General features: G+C 38.4%; 12 protein-coding genes. 2 read left to right on the top strand and 10 right to left on the bottom strand.

What is annotated here, in order from left to right:
- Positions 1-272: 272 nt before the first annotated feature.
- Entirely contained in the window at positions 273-2,102 is a 1,830-nt protein-coding gene (locus tag G7050_RS06685) for a DEAD/DEAH box helicase (protein ID WP_166112958.1), read from the top strand.
- Positions 2,103-2,823: 721 nt separating this feature from the next.
- Here the strand turns inward: G7050_RS06685 and G7050_RS06680 are convergent.
- The 9 genes from G7050_RS06680 to G7050_RS06640 form a co-directional block, all read right to left on the bottom strand.
- A complete protein-coding gene (locus tag G7050_RS06680) occupies positions 2,824-3,510 on the bottom strand; it encodes a helix-hairpin-helix domain-containing protein (protein ID WP_166112955.1) in 687 nt (228 codons plus the stop codon).
- Positions 3,511-3,580: 70 nt separating this feature from the next.
- Positions 3,581-4,162 carry a non-canonical purine NTP diphosphatase gene (locus tag G7050_RS06675; protein WP_166112952.1) on the bottom strand — a complete coding sequence of 194 codons (582 nt, stop codon included), beginning with the start codon at positions 4,160-4,162 and terminating at the stop codon, positions 3,581-3,583.
- Positions 4,128-5,288, bottom strand: a complete 1,161-nt coding sequence (locus G7050_RS06670) for a hypothetical protein (protein ID WP_166112949.1) — start codon at positions 5,286-5,288, stop codon at positions 4,128-4,130. Before G7050_RS06670 ends, G7050_RS06675 begins: the two co-directional genes overlap by 35 nt.
- 116 nt (positions 5,289-5,404) lie before the next feature.
- The gene (gldN, locus tag G7050_RS06665) at positions 5,405-6,475 is read right to left on the bottom strand and encodes a gliding motility protein GldN (protein ID WP_166112946.1); all 1,071 of its coding nucleotides are present in this window, start codon (positions 6,473-6,475) and stop codon (positions 5,405-5,407) included.
- 43 nt (positions 6,476-6,518) lie between these two features.
- Positions 6,519-8,057: a gliding motility protein GldM gene (gene gldM, locus G7050_RS06660; RefSeq protein ID WP_166112943.1), complete on the bottom strand. Its 1,539-nt coding sequence runs from the start codon at positions 8,055-8,057 to the stop codon at positions 6,519-6,521.
- A gap of 63 nt (positions 8,058-8,120) precedes the next feature.
- A complete protein-coding gene (gldL, locus tag G7050_RS06655; protein WP_166112940.1) occupies positions 8,121-9,236 on the bottom strand; it encodes a gliding motility protein GldL in 1,116 nt (371 codons plus the stop codon).
- Positions 9,237-9,302: 66 nt separating this feature from the next.
- A complete protein-coding gene (locus G7050_RS06650; RefSeq protein WP_166112937.1) occupies positions 9,303-10,727 on the bottom strand; it encodes an SUMF1/EgtB/PvdO family nonheme iron enzyme in 1,425 nt (474 codons plus the stop codon).
- A gap of 126 nt (positions 10,728-10,853) precedes the next feature.
- A complete protein-coding gene (locus G7050_RS06645; RefSeq protein ID WP_166112934.1) occupies positions 10,854-11,789 on the bottom strand; it encodes a type IX secretion system membrane protein PorP/SprF in 936 nt (311 codons plus the stop codon).
- Positions 11,790-11,940: 151 nt separating this feature from the next.
- The gene (locus tag G7050_RS06640; protein WP_166112931.1) at positions 11,941-13,785 is read right to left on the bottom strand and encodes a 4-hydroxy-3-methylbut-2-en-1-yl diphosphate synthase; all 1,845 of its coding nucleotides are present in this window, start codon (positions 13,783-13,785) and stop codon (positions 11,941-11,943) included.
- Between the two features lie 509 nt (positions 13,786-14,294).
- On the opposite strand from G7050_RS06640, the gene G7050_RS06635 reads away from it, so the two are divergent.
- Positions 14,295-15,932 (top strand): mechanosensitive ion channel family protein, encoded by a 1,638-nt coding sequence (locus G7050_RS06635; protein WP_221412826.1) that lies wholly within the window; start codon positions 14,295-14,297, stop codon positions 15,930-15,932.
- Here the strand turns inward: G7050_RS06635 and G7050_RS06630 are convergent.
- Positions 15,925-16,824, bottom strand: a complete 900-nt coding sequence (locus tag G7050_RS06630; protein ID WP_166112925.1) for a hypothetical protein — start codon at positions 16,822-16,824, stop codon at positions 15,925-15,927. The genes G7050_RS06635 and G7050_RS06630 overlap by 8 nt on opposite strands.
- Between the last annotated feature and the right edge of the window lie 25 nt (positions 16,825-16,849).

Genomic DNA, 16,849 nt, shown 5'->3' with positions numbered 1-16,849 from the left:
TTTTAGACGAATAAAGATTCTTTCAATTTACTACAAAAGAGAATCGTAAAACAAAATTATCTGTCACAGAGATAACAGGGCTAAGGGTCTATATTCCGTTAAGAACGTAATTGAGGGAAAATTTTAAACTTGTGAGAGTTGAAGGCTTTCCTGATAGGAATATGAATTAAAACATGGGGATCAATTATTTCTCTCTTTTCTTAGTCGTAGTGTAAAAATGGTGGCAGAGGACAGAATAATTGCTTCCACAGCAAATTTTCTAAAAATATTTAATGAAGACATTTGAAGAATTAGGTGTTGCTCCGGAAATCCGTAGAGCGATCGAAGAAATGGGTTATGAAAGTCCAATGCCCGTACAAGAGGAAGTGATTCCTTATTTATTGGACGAGGTTAGAGATGTTATAGCATTAGCACAGACAGGAACAGGTAAAACAGCAGCTTTCGGGCTTCCTCTTCTACAAAAAGTAGATGTAAAGAAAAATGTACCACAAGCATTAATTTTAGCTCCTACACGCGAACTATGTTTGCAGATAGCAGGTGATCTGGCAGATTATTCTAAATATATTGACAACTTGAGAGTGCTTCCTGTATATGGAGGTTCAAGTATTGACAGCCAAATTAAAACATTGAGACGTGGTGTACAAGTAATTGTGGCTACTCCCGGTCGTCTGATCGACTTGATCAACAGAAGAACAGTTGATCTTGAAAACATCAAATACGTAGTATTGGATGAGGCTGACGAAATGTTGAATATGGGATTCACTGAGAGTATCGATGAGATTCTTTCCAAAGTGCCCGATACTCGTTCTATGTTGCTTTTCTCGGCTACTATGCCTAACGAAATTGCAAAAATTACGAAAAAATACATGCGTGAACCCAAAGATATTACCATTGGTCGTAAAAATGAAGGTTCGAGCAATGTAAAGCATGTGTATTACATGGTGCACGCTAAAGATAAATATCTGGCGTTGAAACGTATCGCTGACTACAATCCAAGTATATATGGTATCGTTTTCTGTCGTACCCGTCGCGAGACTCAGGAGATTGCAGACAAACTGATACAAGACGGTTATAGTGCAGATTCATTACACGGAGATCTATCTCAATCACAACGTGATTATGTAATGCAAAAATTCCGCATGCACAATATCCAATTATTGATTGCAACAGACGTTGCTGCTCGTGGTTTGGATGTGGATAGCTTGACTCACGTAATCAATTACGGTTTACCTGACGATATCGAATCGTATAACCACCGTAGTGGTCGTACAGGTCGTGCCGGAAAAACAGGTATCTCGATTGCGATTGCACACGTGAAAGAAAAAGGTAAAATCCGTGAGATCGAAAAAATAATGAACAAAAAGTTTGAAGCAGCTACAGTTCCTTCGGGAGATGAGATTTGCGAAAAACAATTGTTAAGCTTTGCAGACAAAATAGAAAAAGTAAAAGTAAACGAGGAAGAAATTGCCCGTCTTTTACCTTCGATATACCGTCGTTTGGAATGGCTTGAAAAAGAAGATATCATCAAACGTGTTGTTTCAATGGAATTTAATCGTTTGATCGATTATTACCGCGAAGCAGACGAAATAGAAGCTCCATCTGACAGATATAACAGTCGTGATGACAGAGGTATGCCATCTCGTAACAGCAGAAGAGGCGAAGACCGCTTCGAATCAAGAGGTAACGGAGGTTCTCGTTCAGCAGAAAAAGGATATGCCCGTTTATTCATCAATTTAGGACGTACAGATAATGCAAATCCTGCTACATTGATGGGCTTGATTAACGATTTCGTTCCGGGAAAAGTGAGAATCGGTCGTATTGATTTACTTCCTAACTTCTCATTCTTTGAAGTACCCGAAGGTGATGCTCAACGTGTAATCAGCGGACTGAAAGGTCAAGAGCAAAACGGACGCCGTATTTCAGTAGAAGAAGCTCAAGGCGGTGCTCCTGCAGAACGTCGTGAAGGTGCCAGCAGAAGACCATCTTCTTACGGAGGTGGTGGCGACAGAGCTCCTAAAAGACGCGAAGGAGGCAGTTCTTCTTTTGGTGGTGGAGACAAAAAAGAACACCGTAAAGGTGGTCGCAAACCAAAGTTTTCGTAACTAGAAGCTTAAAGACTATAAAATAGAAAACGGTTGTCCAATTTGGGCAACCGTTTTTGTATTTGAGTAAAGAATATCAATCAGTAGTTGATCTGTTTAATGTTCAATTATTCTAACGCACCCTTATGGATTTGTTTTTCATTTTGCCTTGATGCAAAACGAAACAAAAGATCAAGACTGAGCCTCTTTGCCCGACCCGCTACGGACTCGAAAGCTAAAACAAAAGAAAAACGTTTATTGTTGATATCCTTTTGTTTCTTAACGCTTTCTTCATCCTACGGGTACCCCGTGCAAACGCCAAGGTCGAGGAGCCTTACGGACAAAAGCCATTTGCAGGCGTCAGCCCCAGTGCATCAGAGGCACAGCCGTTGGCTGACAAGCGAAGCAGGCGTAAAACTAAACGTGCCGATAGGCAATAAGTTTAGTTTAGCCCGCAAGCTTAAGTCAGACAGGCGAGCCACGCAGCACAAAGCCTTTTTGATTCCTTTTGCGGCTTTGGGCAAAAGGAATACAAGCAATCTTCGATTGCGCGTAGAATAAAAAGACAATCAAATAGAACATTTAAACATAACAGATCAACTACAGATTCGCATAAAGAATAAAATTTATTGGTATATCTTTTTTTAAGTAAACGAGTAAACAGGCTGACAAGTAAACAAGGCTTGTATACTTGTTTACTCATATACTTGCCAAAGTAATAAAAAGGTCTGTGACCTTGACCTTAGTCGAAACTTAAATAAGGAGCCAACCTATCGATATCTCTTGAGGTGAAGCTCTCATTATTTGATAAATCTGAAATATCATTGATTTTTACGCCTTTTCTTAGTTCAGCAAGAGCCTCAATTTGCTTTTCTTCGAAGTAAGGGTGACTTATAAGTTGATCTGCGGAGACTTTATTTATTCTTATTAGCTTGTGTTTTTTCTGTAATACTAAATAAGGCAATACTTTGCTGAATTTATTAACTGTAATACCCTTTATCTCGTATAATTGTTCAAGCGAAGCAAATCCTCCCAGCGAATTCCGATATTCGATTATACGCTCTGCAAACACATCTCCAATGCCGGGAATACGGGTTAGAGTTGAGGCAGATGCCAGATTAATATCTATAGTTTGACCCAATTGCAGTTTTTGCTTATTTTCTTTTTTCGATCTGTGGGGAGTTGCGGGCGATTCATTATTATCGGCTGATTCCTCTTTAAGAGGCTCTATAACTTCAAGGTTGTTTTCGAATTGTACAAAATCTTTCTGAACCTCTTCGTTCTGATCACGGTAAACAGCGTCCGTAAACGTAAATTTATTCATGAAAATAAAGATGCCCCCACTCACTACTATTAAGTTTAATAGCAGAATAATGGCAATTCGATCACCTTTCGAAAAATAAAAGAATTCCTTCTTCCATTTCCACATACCAGTTTGTGTTAGACGGTTAATTAGTTTTGGATGGCACTCTAAATAAATAATAAAAAGGTTTGAGACCTTATTTTCTTAAGAATAGTACCAACTGTTCTACTGCCTTTGCCCGATGGCTTATGTTGTTTTTATCTTCGAGAGTTAATTCTGCAAATGTTTTATCGTAACCGTCAGCTTGAAAAACCGGATCGTATCCAAAGCCGGATGTACCTTTTGGAGAAGTTGTTATGACTCCTTCGATTTTACCTTCGAACAGATAACGTTTTCCTCCCATAATAAGAGCGATAACCGTTCTGAAACGGGCTCTGCGATTCTCTTTACCTTCGAGTTCTTTAAGAAGTTTGGCTACATTATCTTCCGAACTTTTGTGTTCGCCTGCATACCTTGCCGAATATACTCCCGGAGCATTATCTAAAGCTTCTACTTCGAGACCGGTATCATCCGCAAAGCAATTTAGCTGATAGGTGTTCCACAAATAGTCGGCTTTTATCATGGCATTTTCCTCTAGAGTATCACCTGTTTCGGGAACATCAGTATCATCACCTAAATCTTTTAGGCTTATGACCTGATAGTATTTGCCTAGTTTGGCTCTGACTTCTTCGAGTTTATGTTCGTTATTTGTCGAAAAGACTAATTTTCTCATTTTCATTGTTGTCTGTTTTAGAGAGACATAAACCTAAAACAACAAATGGAATAGTAATGTTGAAATAAGATATGTCGAAAAGATCGTTTGTAAGAGTTGCCATAAAACCATCGTGATAGATGAATTTTATAAAATTCAAAAGTATAAAACTAAAGAGTATAACCGAAATATAGAGAAGGTATTCTTTGTAGTTTTTCCAACAAAAAGAGAAAATCCCGATAAATATCAGTCCTACAATTAATGTATAGATGCTTCCCTGTTTGGTTTGGAGCATAAGAGGGCTATACTCGAAAAAAAACAGCCTGTCGAAATCCCAAATCATGAAAGGTATAAACGGGCAAACAAAACCTAAGAGGCAACCCACAATAAGCTTGAGTTTATTTGTTGTACTTTTTCTAATAAAATAGGGTATAAAATAGACAGCCAGAGGTATTCCTGTAAATAAACGGGTGCATAACAGCAATCCTATAATGATACCCAACGGAAGCATATATCTTGTCTCTCTAAAGCTAAAATGGAATATGGTGATAAAGAGCAGGCAGATGAACATATTGTTCATTAAATCGCTTCTAACAGTTATCTCCCACCAGTAGCAGGGTGATAGTAGTATTAAGAATAGAAACAGAGTCAGGTTAAACGATTTCTGATATTTATATAAGACATAGCATACCAATGTGAGAGTAACTAAATGTCCGATACCCATTTCGCCAAGAAAGTAGAAAGGGATATGTACTATTTGCCATATGGGAAATGGTGACGGGTAGTTTTCGGGAATATGTGTATGAGTCAGTGTATCATAGGGATATTTACCCTGAAAAAGTGTATCAGACCAGTTGTATAAGGCAGACCAACGATCTACAGTAACGCTGTATGGATCAACCAGCAGTAATAAAGAAATAGTAACGCAAACGATTAATGCAAAAAGGAGAATGTATACGTGTCGCTTTTGCAGTTTGTCTTGTAAGAAGTATTTGTAATAGCAATAGGATGAAGATAGAACAATACCATAAATTGCTGCTGCTAAAAATGAATAGGCAGGGCAGTATTTTACGACAAACAACATATTAATAACTCCCAAAAGGCATAGTAATACCTTTTGGGAGTTATTATCGAAAATATATTTTTTCGTCATTAATCTGCAGATTGATGTCTGTTATCCTAACTAGCGTTAAATATTTAATGCAATATTCTATCAGTATAACTATCCCTAGTTGTGATGCTTGCCAAAGCAATAAAAAGCCTGAGACCTTAATTTCTCTTTCGGTTTCTCATACTGCGCGATGGTGCCGATTGAGATTTAGCTTCTTTTTGTACTGCTGCTCTGGTTGTTGTATTTGTACTATTGCTTGTCGGTGCATTCTTTATGCTCGGACCCTTGCCTTTGTTGTTTGCCTGAGCTGCTCCGGTATTGGCAGCAATAGAGTCATTATACACCCAAAGATTAGCATTGAATGCCTTTAGCTGTTCTTCAATTTTCTTTTGAGCTGCTTTTCGCTTAGCTTCATCCGGATATTGCTGGGCTAAACTTAGGTTGCGTACATTGGTTGCTTTTTCGATATCTCCTTGAAACAAATGTTTTACGAAATAATCGTTGATAGTCATTGTCGTAGCGTTATTCAAACTCGATATCATTATAGGCATACGCGATGTATAAGGGCGTATGTTTTCGTAAGGAACCCAAAACATCGGATAACGGCTTCTGTCCACACCAAAATCATCTTGTCTGATAATTACAGGGCATAGAGCCAGTGTTTTGATATCTACAACCGAATTATTTTTATCGAAGTACCATGCTTCTTTTACATAATAGCCCAATACCTCGTTGCTTGGAACATCTATGTCTTCTACGATATATTTTCCGTTCTCCTGACGATTCATAATATCGAAACGCTCCAATACATCTTTGAAGGTTTCTTTATTATCTTCGTTGAAGACTTCCATATCATTTAATTGGTATTTGTAAACGGTAATATCTCCGTTTTGAAGAAGCCTGAATATCAACGTAAAAAGATTGGTGCGATCTCCTATAGGTGTCACCGGATAATATAGAGTAGCATTTTTTTCTTTTTCCAAATCAATAAAACGATATATTTCGCGTATCCAGGGAGCATTACCTATTTCCTGAGTTTGCGATTGCGATTCGTTCATTATTTGAGCTCTAACAGTCAAGGGAGGTACTCCACCTGAATTGTTCTGTTGGTTTTGTCGTCTGGTAAGACGTTCACGCAAAGCTTCTCCTTGATCTTGTTGAGCAAAGAGATTTTGAGTGATTAGCAAACCACATAGCCCTATTGTAATTGTTAGAAATAATCTTTTCATATATAATATTGTTCTAATCGAAGGTCACAGACCTTTTTATAAATTAGTTTATTCTTACTTCTATAGCTGTAAGGTCTCTTTCCACACCGTCTTTTCCTCTTACTTTTACTTCGGATATAAAGAAACTCTTTCCTCTGGCCAATTGTCTGATTTGAGCTTTTTGTCTTTCCGAAAAATTACTGCCATCAGATACCTCACGAATTGCATTTCCCATACCGTCGAAAAATACAGTTGTAAATCTGGTGACAGGAAACTGCCTGTCGATTAATCCATCGTCAATAGCAGCTTTTACGCCCGTAGCATTAACTATGACAGCCTTGGCAACTCTTCCGCCCTTGTATCTTTTAAGATTACCGTCACCATCAGCATATTCTATATAAGGTGCAGGGTCGGGTAGGAGGCGTACTTTAAATTCCTGATCGCTCACAAAATTTGTTCCGTTGAATACCGATATTTTCATATTAGTACCTGCTTTTGTAGGCTTAGCTATCCAGTTCTGACCCGACTTAGTAATAGATCCGTTGGTAGCAGTTACTCGAAGCTGATCGTTTGACAATCCCGGAACAGATATAGTCAGTTTATTATCTTCACCTTGATACAATACATTGGCATCGCTTACCTGTATGGTAGTCATACGTGGAACAACATGGTATTCGCTTTTAAACGGACGGGTAATAACTTCGCCATCGGGAGTACTGAGTGTAACCATTCCCGAAAATACTTTATTGATTCCTACGCCTCCTGCTCCGATTTTGAATTCTCCGTTTGCGTTGATCGAAGGTAGGCTAAAGCTTGGACGTTTGGTGGTATCCACAGCAGTAAGTACTACACGCCCTTCGTATACTCCTCCCTCCATTACAAATTCCGACTTTGGAACCACTTCGGCTTGTAAGCTGTTTACACGAAAGTCTTTTGCTCCTATCTGGTTATAAAGATCAGCTAATACTTCACCCTGAGTGGCACGTATGTCGCTTTGCATCTTGGTTAACATGGTAACCGTTACAGAGGTTGGCATTTGTTCAAATAAAGCCTCTTCCCAGTTTTTATTATCCTTATTTCCTCTTTTGGGATTGTCGGTATTCAGTCTGTTTTTAATAATGTCTTTTCTCGATGGACCTGTAATCAGGTTGATAGCTTGTTCCCGATATACATCGATGGAAGATTTCAGCTTTTTAGCTTCGTTATTGATCCCTACCAACATAATATCGGTTGCGGCATCAATATTCTCTCTGTTTTCGATATTGTTTACATCCCCTTTCTCTCCGTCAGCCTTTTTTACAATACGAGTTTTCAGTTCTTGAATATAATTGTATAATTCGTCTGATGCTTTCGAGAATTGAGCAGCAGGAGCATACCATTGCTCGGCTTTTACGGGGTTCTGATTGTTTATATCTGTAAGACTTTTAAAAGTCAGTTGGTTTTGAGCCTCCGAACTTTTTATTGTTTGATTCAATCCTTCGTCTACCATGTCGAAGCCATCAAGTACCTCTTCGGGCAGATTGATAGCAAGCATAGCGATAAACACCAGATACATCAGGTTTATCATTTTCTGTCTTGGAGACCTTGGATTAGTTGAAGCCATTAGTAGTTACAAGTTAATAGTTACAAGTTACAAATCTGTTTCTTAGAGGGTAAAGCCCTCAAATCAAGGTTGAGGTTCGTTTCCTATCGGATTCGGGTTAAAGCCTCCGCCCATATTCATGTTACTTGTCATAGCTTGCAGCAAACGAGCATATACCTTGTTGAGTTCGGTAAGCTGTTGAGCCATTTTCTCGGTCTCATTTTTGAAGATAGAACTATCCACAAGCGATCCTCCGTATAATTTTTTGATGCGGTCTAAGCCTGCATTAATCTCTTCAATAGTATGAATCTGACCACTCACACCCTTCAATTGTATTTCATAGATGGTATTTAATCCCGAAATATTACGATTGAGAGTTTCCATTTGAGTGACATATCCTTGAGTATTGGTACCTATTCCATCCGAATTATCAATAATGGTTTGGAATGATCCTAATAGAGATTCTGAAATTTTTCCAAGTGATTCGGTTACCTGAGCAAACTTAGCCATGTTTTCGGACATGTGAGACATCTGATCTACATACTTTGCGGATGCTTCTACCACATTGGCACCATCTATTACTACAGCACCGCCTGTAACAACCGTTCCTCCTGAAACAGATGTTCCTCCGCCTGCTGAGCCTGTTGATACTCCTTGGTTGCCTCCCGAATAACCTGAACTTCCCGACGATGAGTTTCCTCCTCCTATAATGGTTGTACCACCTCCACCACCGGTAGAGCCACCTCCGCCGTTGTTTCCGGCTTGGTTGGCATAGTTGTTACCTGTATTGCTAGTATTCGTATTATTTTTACCGGCACTTCCGGTTGAAGCACCTGCGTTGCCTTGTTGCGAAGGTACAGAAGTTTGTTGTATAGCAGGTCCGCTATTCTGTTGTTGCATCTGTACTCTTTCAGCTCTGGGGATAAAGCCTTCTTCGTCCACTAAAGCAGGATACACTTCTTCCCATTTGTATTCTTTGGCAGGTTTTTCGAACGCTGACAGTAAGAATACGATAGCCTCGGTGATCATACCTATCATAAGCATCTGATTACCGAAAGGAAGGTGAAGAATCTTGAACATGGCACCCAGAATTACAATGGCTGCTCCTACGCTATAAACAACATTAAAGAATCGTTTACCGCTGTTGCTATCCAGATATTTCTCAAGAAAGTTTTTATATCGTCTGTACTTTTTACCCATGGTTTCTTATATATTAGTTACAAGTGCTATATATTTACTTGTTTACCAGTCTGCTTGTTTATTGTTTTATCTTTTTGATTTGGCAAATCCTATTTGAGTTCTTACACAACGGAACCCGATATACGAGCGGGGTTGATTCTGATATTCAGACTCACGCATATCGCCACGGATAAATCGTCCTACGTCTTTCCAAGAACCACCTTTTATTACCTTCTTCTTGGCTGCATAAGGATCTTCTTTGGCTGCATTGTATCTGTATTGAGGGTTGAGGTCGTTCATTTCCGCGCTTCCTGCTTCGGTATATGTTGTAGATGTCCACTCCGAAACGTTTCCTGCCATATCATACAAACCAAAAGCATTGGGCGAATAACTTCCTACACGTGAGGTTATAAGATTACCATCTTTGGTATAGTTACCTTCTCCCGGTTTAAAGTTAGCCATAAAGCAACCTTTTTCGGATTGAGTACTTTCCGAATCCCATGGGTATTTGTTTTCCGATCTACCACTACGGGCTGCAAATTCCCACTCACCTTCTGTAGGCAGGCGGTAAGGCTCAATATTGCGTCCTCTGGTTCCCGTTCCCATTTTAAAGAACATGGTTCTCCACTCACAGAAAGCTGTGGCTTGCTCCCATGTTACTCCTACTACGGGATAGTCATTGTAACCCGAATGTGAGAAATACATACGCATATAAGGTTCGTTATAAGCGTTATTGAAATCGTTTACCCAAACCGTGGTGTCGGGATAGATATTAACAATCTTGGTGTTTAGAAAATCGAATAGTGAACTAAGCGGACGGTTGATAGTCATATTCACAGGCTTTCCGTTTTCGTCCAGAAAAGCGGTGTCTTTTGATATCATCACTATTTCATTCGGATCAACCTGAATATCCGTATTTAAAATACGTTGAGCAGGGTTTAATCTGTTTCTGCGTTTGGCCGCTTCTGTATGATCAAACCATTCGTATTTGAAATTAAATTGTTCGGGATCAAGACCTCTTATGCCTGTAATGGGATTTACTTCAGTCAAGCTTAATATAGCACGTTCCTCGTCTTCGTTCGGACGTTTAGGTATTGCCTTCTTCCAGTTTAAATAAGGTTTTACCGGATCACCGTAACGGTCTTCCGTTATTTTATACGTTTCATCACCTCCGTATGCAGGGTCTGCAAGGCGTTCGCGAAGAATAGAGTCACGTACCCAATAAACAAACTGACGATATTCCGAGTTGGTAATTTCGGTATCGTCCATCCAAAAAGCATCTACCGATACACCTTTGGCATTGGCGGTAATTCCCCATAGAGAATCGCTGTCGGCCGGTCCCATGGCAATAGAGCCGCGAGATACCATAACCATACCGTAAGGGTTCGATTCTGCCCATGACGAACTGCCCACACCTGTCAGCTCACCTCCGACGCTTCCCGCTCCTCCGGGTTTTCCACAAGAGGTAGTCAGCATTAAAAGAGCGATAGCAGCAAAAAGTAAATTCTTCATATAATTTATTGAGAGTCCGGATCTCTTTATTATCATAAAAGTTTTGTTTCTGTATTCGTTGTAATTGCTATAAAAATAGGTTGTTGCATATTTGCCAAAGTAATAAAAATAAAAAGATCTGCGATCTTAAAGTATCCTTATGCTTTTATGGCTGGTTTGTCCATTCTTCGAAAGCTTGATAGGCATTGCATAGCGAACAAAAAATTCGTGCGACCCTTTACTTTTTACGGATATTTCCGATGTTGAAAGATCATAAGCATATCCTGCATCAATACCAAAAATATTTATTCCGAGTAAAAACACCCATCCGTCATCTTTTCTCCACGAGACACCGCCATTGAACATTTTTTTATAGACCAGTCTTGCTGTTGCGTCGTATTGTACAACTGTATTATCGGCTTTTATCAATACCGAAGGTTGTAATTCGTACGATGACTTGCCCAGTCTCATATTGTATCCTGCCGTAAAGTAATATGCACGGGCAATATATGTTGTAATATCATCACCTATGTCAAAATTAGGCTGAGTGATATGAGTGGATGATATCCCAATGTAATACTTCGGGGCTACCCACGCTATACCGATGTTACCGTCGAAGACTTTTGTCTGATCAGTTGCACCGATATCTTCAATATCTTCCTGTCCGGCTTTGTCTATTTGTGATGCATCAAATCCGATACTTGTAAATCCTAATTGTACGCCTACATTCAGGATATTCTTTTTCCAGCGTTTTTTATATACATATTGAGCGCCAATTGACGTATTCTTAAATAAACCAATCGACTCTGACATGGCCAATATACCGACTCCGTGCTTACGTCCCATAAAATTGACAGGCATATCTGCCGATACAATAAATGTTTTGGGAGCGTTATCTACTCCGACCCATTGCTGACGATGCAGCAAGGTTGCTTGTATAGAATCTTTTTCGGCACCAAAGGCAGGATTAAAGAAGGTTTTAACTTTCCAATATTGACTTACTTGTGCATCCCATTGAGCTTTTAGATCCAAAGAGAAGCAAAAACTAATAAGTAAAGCCAGTAAGTAGTAACCAAATTTCATCAATACCTTTTATAAATCAAATATTTAGCTCGGCAAAAGTACATTTAATATTTAGTACCCCCCAAAAATATGAATAAATCTTAATTCTTTTTCACAATATCTGTGTTAAATAATCAGATATGGTAAACGAATAAAGGGTTTATAGCTCAGTTTACTCAGGATCTACCCAGTCGCCATGAGACTTTATTAGTTGAACTAACCTTTCGACAGCTTGCTCCGAAGGGATGTTTTTCTCGATAAGATCTTGTCTTTTGTACAATGAGATTTTACCTTTCTCGGCTCCTACATATCCGTAATCGGCATCAGCCATTTCACCCGGTCCGTTAACAATGCAACCCATTACACCTATTTTCAGATGTTTTAGGTGGGAGGTTGACTCTTTTACACGTGCAACAGTCGATTGAAGATCAAATAATGTACGTCCACAACTGGGGCAAGAGATATACTCTGTTTTGGTTGTGCGGACTCTGGCAGCCTGTAAGATGCCAAATGAATAAGAATCAATATCTTTTTGAGGAATATTTCCCTCGTTTTCGAGCATGATACCATTACCAAAGCCATCGAGAAGTATGGTTCCACAGTCAATAGCAGCTTTTATCTGTATGTCTTCTGCCTCGTTTTCAGTATACTTCCGGTTAAGGATAACGGGAGTTGCACAATCGTTATTCATTAACGTATGTATAAATGCACGTTGTTCTCCCACACCGTTTTTATGATTGGTTGAGATAATTACTACAATGTTTTTATCCGATTTCAAAAGAGAGATTACGTCATCCGACAGTTCAGGATAGCTTATTTGAAGAAACTTGACAGCAGCTTTATTATCCTTTATTTTATCGAAATTGTTCTTGTTAAATAGGGGATAAGTGTTTTTTTCGTCTTTCCAACCCTCAAAATCTATTATCGCAGAAATAGAGCGAGGAGCTTCGGCAGGTAAGCTTTTACCTACATATATGTAATCGGGTAAGAAATGTACGTTAAATTCGAAATTACCATTCGATCTGTTCGATATAACAATCGGTAGTTTATCTCCTCCTATATTCTCTATAGTATATGTTTTGCGTTTAACAGTTGAAAAAGGAGAGAAGCTTGGGTTGAGGGTTGCTTTTATTTCGGGATGGTTTGCTCTTTCCAAAATGTAGTTTACCATCTTTTTAGCAACAGGAACCTCAAATTCGGGGTCTTCACTCAATGAAACACGTACAGTGTCTCCAATTCCATCCGAAAGTAATGCACCGATACCGACAGCCGATTTGATACGTCCGTCTTCTCCGTCTCCGGCTTCGGTTACGCCTAAATGAAGAGGGAAAGACAAGCCTTCTTCTTCCATTTTCTGTACCAATAATCGTACAGCTTTAGTCATAACAATGGTATTGGATGCCTTCATTGATATGGCTATATCCGTAAAATTCTGTTCGAGGCAGATGCGAAGGAACTCCATACACGATTCTACCATTCCCTCAGGAGTATCTCCGTAACGGGTAAGGATACGATCCGACAATGATCCGTGATTCACACCAATACGCACGGCTGTATTGTGTTCCTTACAGATGTTGAGGAACGAAGTTAGTTTAGTTCGTATTTTTTCTATTTCAATGGCATATTCTTCGTCAGTAAATTCTTTACCTTCAAATACCTTTGCCCCATCTACAAAATTTCCCGGGTTGATACGTACTTTTTCTACGTATTTGGCAGCAGCTTCGGCAGCTCGTGGGTTGAAATGGATATCGGCAATAAGTGGGGTATTGTAACCTCTTTTGCGTAGTTCCTCTTTTATGTTTTTAAGATTTTCGGCTTCGCGCACACCTTGAGCCGTTAAGCGAACATAATCTGCACCGGCTTCAATGATACGGATTGTTTGTTCTACACTATTTTCGGTATCATTAGTGTTGGTGCTAGTCATCGATTGTATTCTGATCGGATTGTCACCACCAAGAGGGGTATTCCCTATTTTTGCGATAGACGAATTTCGTCTTTTATAATTGAAAAAATCCATTTGAAGTTTTAATTAGTTGAACTAAGGCCTAAGACCTGTTTATTGCTTTGATTATTATAAAACGAAAGCAAATTTTAATTATTCAAATATGACATTAAAAATTTTGCATTCCTTAAATCTTAACAAAGGTAGATATTTTTTGTTCTCTGTATTTTATATCCTATACTAAATAAATGATTCTCTTTTTCTAAAACAGTATTATATACTCTATTGTTGTATATTAAACGGATAAATATATGCAAAATTGATGCATATAGCATATTTATGAGTAGTAAACATATTTGTCGATTTTATTGTTCTTATTTACAGTGTATTATGTTTTGATATTATAATTAAAAAAGTTCTGTGGGTGATTGATTTTTAGATTTATGAATTTAAGTATATTTGTTTCGGATATTATTTTATTCTGACATTTAATAAAATAATAATAAGTATCAGACCTTTATTTTTTCAAGAATATGTATAAAAGATTTTCAATACGATATCGTGTATTTATTTTGATTGCGTTAATGATATTATCGACAGATTCTGCTTTACCGCAAAAAAAGAATAAAACCCCAAAAAAGCCGGTCGAGATTGTTAAGATAGACACCATTCAGGTTGCAAAGTTATTTCCTAAAAAAGCACCTGTTGTTCCCTTCCATGATACTATATTTTACATATATGGGAGCATGGGGTCATTTACCTCGGAGCAAAGGGCTCATGCTATTAGTGAGCGCATAAGAAGTCTGTATGACGATCCTCTTTTTAATGAAGATTCCATAAAACTTATGGATATAGAGGATAACATCAAACTTGTTTATAAGAAAGAATTAATAGCCAGCATAGATACTATGCAGGCAGTATTGGGTGGAAAGTCGAAAGTCGAAACAGCCAAAATTTTCAAAGATGAGATTGTAAATGCAATAAATAAACATCGTGATGAAAATAGTCTTAAGCGGCTTGCTATACAAGCGGGGTGGGTAGCTTTGATTTTAATTGTCGGTTTTGTAGTCTTTAGACTTATCTTCTTTTTATTTAGAAGAGCTAGGATCTTTATAAGGCTTCAAAGAGGAAAGTCGATCAAAGGTATATTCGGGCTTATTGATGCAGACCGCGAGGTAAATCTTTTTATCTTTTTGCTTAAGTTTATTCGTTTTGTGTTGATAATAATGACCTTATATCTGTGTATATGGGCATTATTCAAAGTGTTTCCGAATACAATGAGTCTTTCAGACCAGCTACTGGAATATGTTCTTTCTCCTGTAAGATCGATAGCACGCAGTGTGGTTGATTATATGCCAGAGTTTTTTACCATTTTGGTTATTATGGTAATTTTTATGTATATCCGCAAATTTTTCCGATTTTTTGCTGACCAGATTGCAACAAGTAAGATTACCATTAAGGGGTTTTATCCCGATTGGGCTACGCCTACCTATAATATCTTAAATGTGGTATTGTATATATTCATGTTTATATTGATCTTTCCGTATCTGCCTAAATCAAACTCGACTGTTTTTCAGGGAGTTTCGGTTTTTGCCGGTATCATGCTTTCGCTCGGTTCGACTTCAATAATAGGTAATCTTGTTGCCGGGCTGGTAATTACGTACATGCGTCCTTTTAGAATAGGTGACCGTATTAAGATGGATGATTGTGTGGGTAATGTTATTGAAAAAACGGCTCTTGTTACAAGGGTCAGAACGCTTAAAAATGAAATAATAACAATTCCCAACTCCAGTGTGATGAATTCTAAGACCCTTAACTATTCGGTTTCAGCCCGCGAGTACGGTCTTATTCTCTATATATCAGTAACAGTGGGATATGATGTGCCTTGGCAAAAGGTTCACGATTTATTATTGAAGGTAGCTTCGCGTACTGACAATTTATTAAAAAAGCAGAAGCCTTTCATTTTGCAGAATTCGTTAGATGATTTTGATGTCGAATACCAGCTAAATGTGTATACGAAAGAGGCTGATAAAATGGCTACTATATATTCTGATTTACGAAAAAATGCACAAGAGGTTTTCAGGCAAGCCGGTGTTAATCTTCTATCACCTCGTTATGTTGTCAATACTAATTTTGAGGGAAGTACTAATCCGAAAAATAATGATACAGAACCTGTACCACAAGAATTTAACGATCAGGAGGACGAATCTGAAACTACTTAAGTTTACTCATTGCGTCCTTAAAAAGGAACGTGTACTTTTCTGCTGATGCTTTGTCAAGATGCAGTCCGTCCGTTGTTGTGTAATCGTTACATTCAGGCATATCTATATATTGATATTTATCGCGGGGAAATGTTTTGTAGAACTGATTTCGTATCGCTTCGGGCTTGCTTAGGCCGCATAGCTGATGCTGTATTGGCATTTCGAAAAATACCACGGTTACATGATTCTTCTCAAGAATATCAACATACTTCTTTAAATTCTGAGCATCTTTTTCCAGGTCTGCTGCATTGGGTATATGTGATTCTTCCTCCAATAATCGGGGTAAGATTTTAGTAACCATATCCACCTCTTCTAACCCTTCTTTTTCTCTTGCAATGATCTTTCCAGCTATAGTATGAACCGCTGTCTGTGCAAGGTATAATCCATAAGCTGTAACTTTCTCACCATAAGGTATGGCAATGAATCCCATAGGCTGTTTTCCATCACGTATAGATATAAAATACTTGCGCAGGAAAGTCATTATCGGATTATTTAACGATGTTGTAAAGTCTGTTGAAGCTTTTCTGTCGAGCTTATTCATTTCGATGAAAACCGTTTTGGGATATACTCCTTTTTTCGTTATTGTTTGTAATCCGTCAAAAGCTCCTAATCCTCCCATCGAGAGGTTATATATGTCAGGTAGATAACCCACTACAAGCCTGTCGGCCAATGAAGAGCCTACAATAATATGCTTAATAGAATCGGTATTGGAATACAAGTACTCCTGAGCCTTTATCTGGTTGTCTTGCCATTGGTGCTCCGAAACAAATTTGTGTGGATTTACCACATAGGTGACTATGATCGTATATGTCATGAAGATAATAAAGAATGACAGTAAAGCCTTTTTTATCATAATCGGAATAATATATTAAGTAAGC

The organism is Dysgonomonas sp. HDW5A (assembly GCF_011299555.1).
Lineage (GTDB): Bacteria > Bacteroidota > Bacteroidia > Bacteroidales > Dysgonomonadaceae > Dysgonomonas_A.
This window is presented reverse-complemented; position numbering and strand designations above follow the sequence as displayed.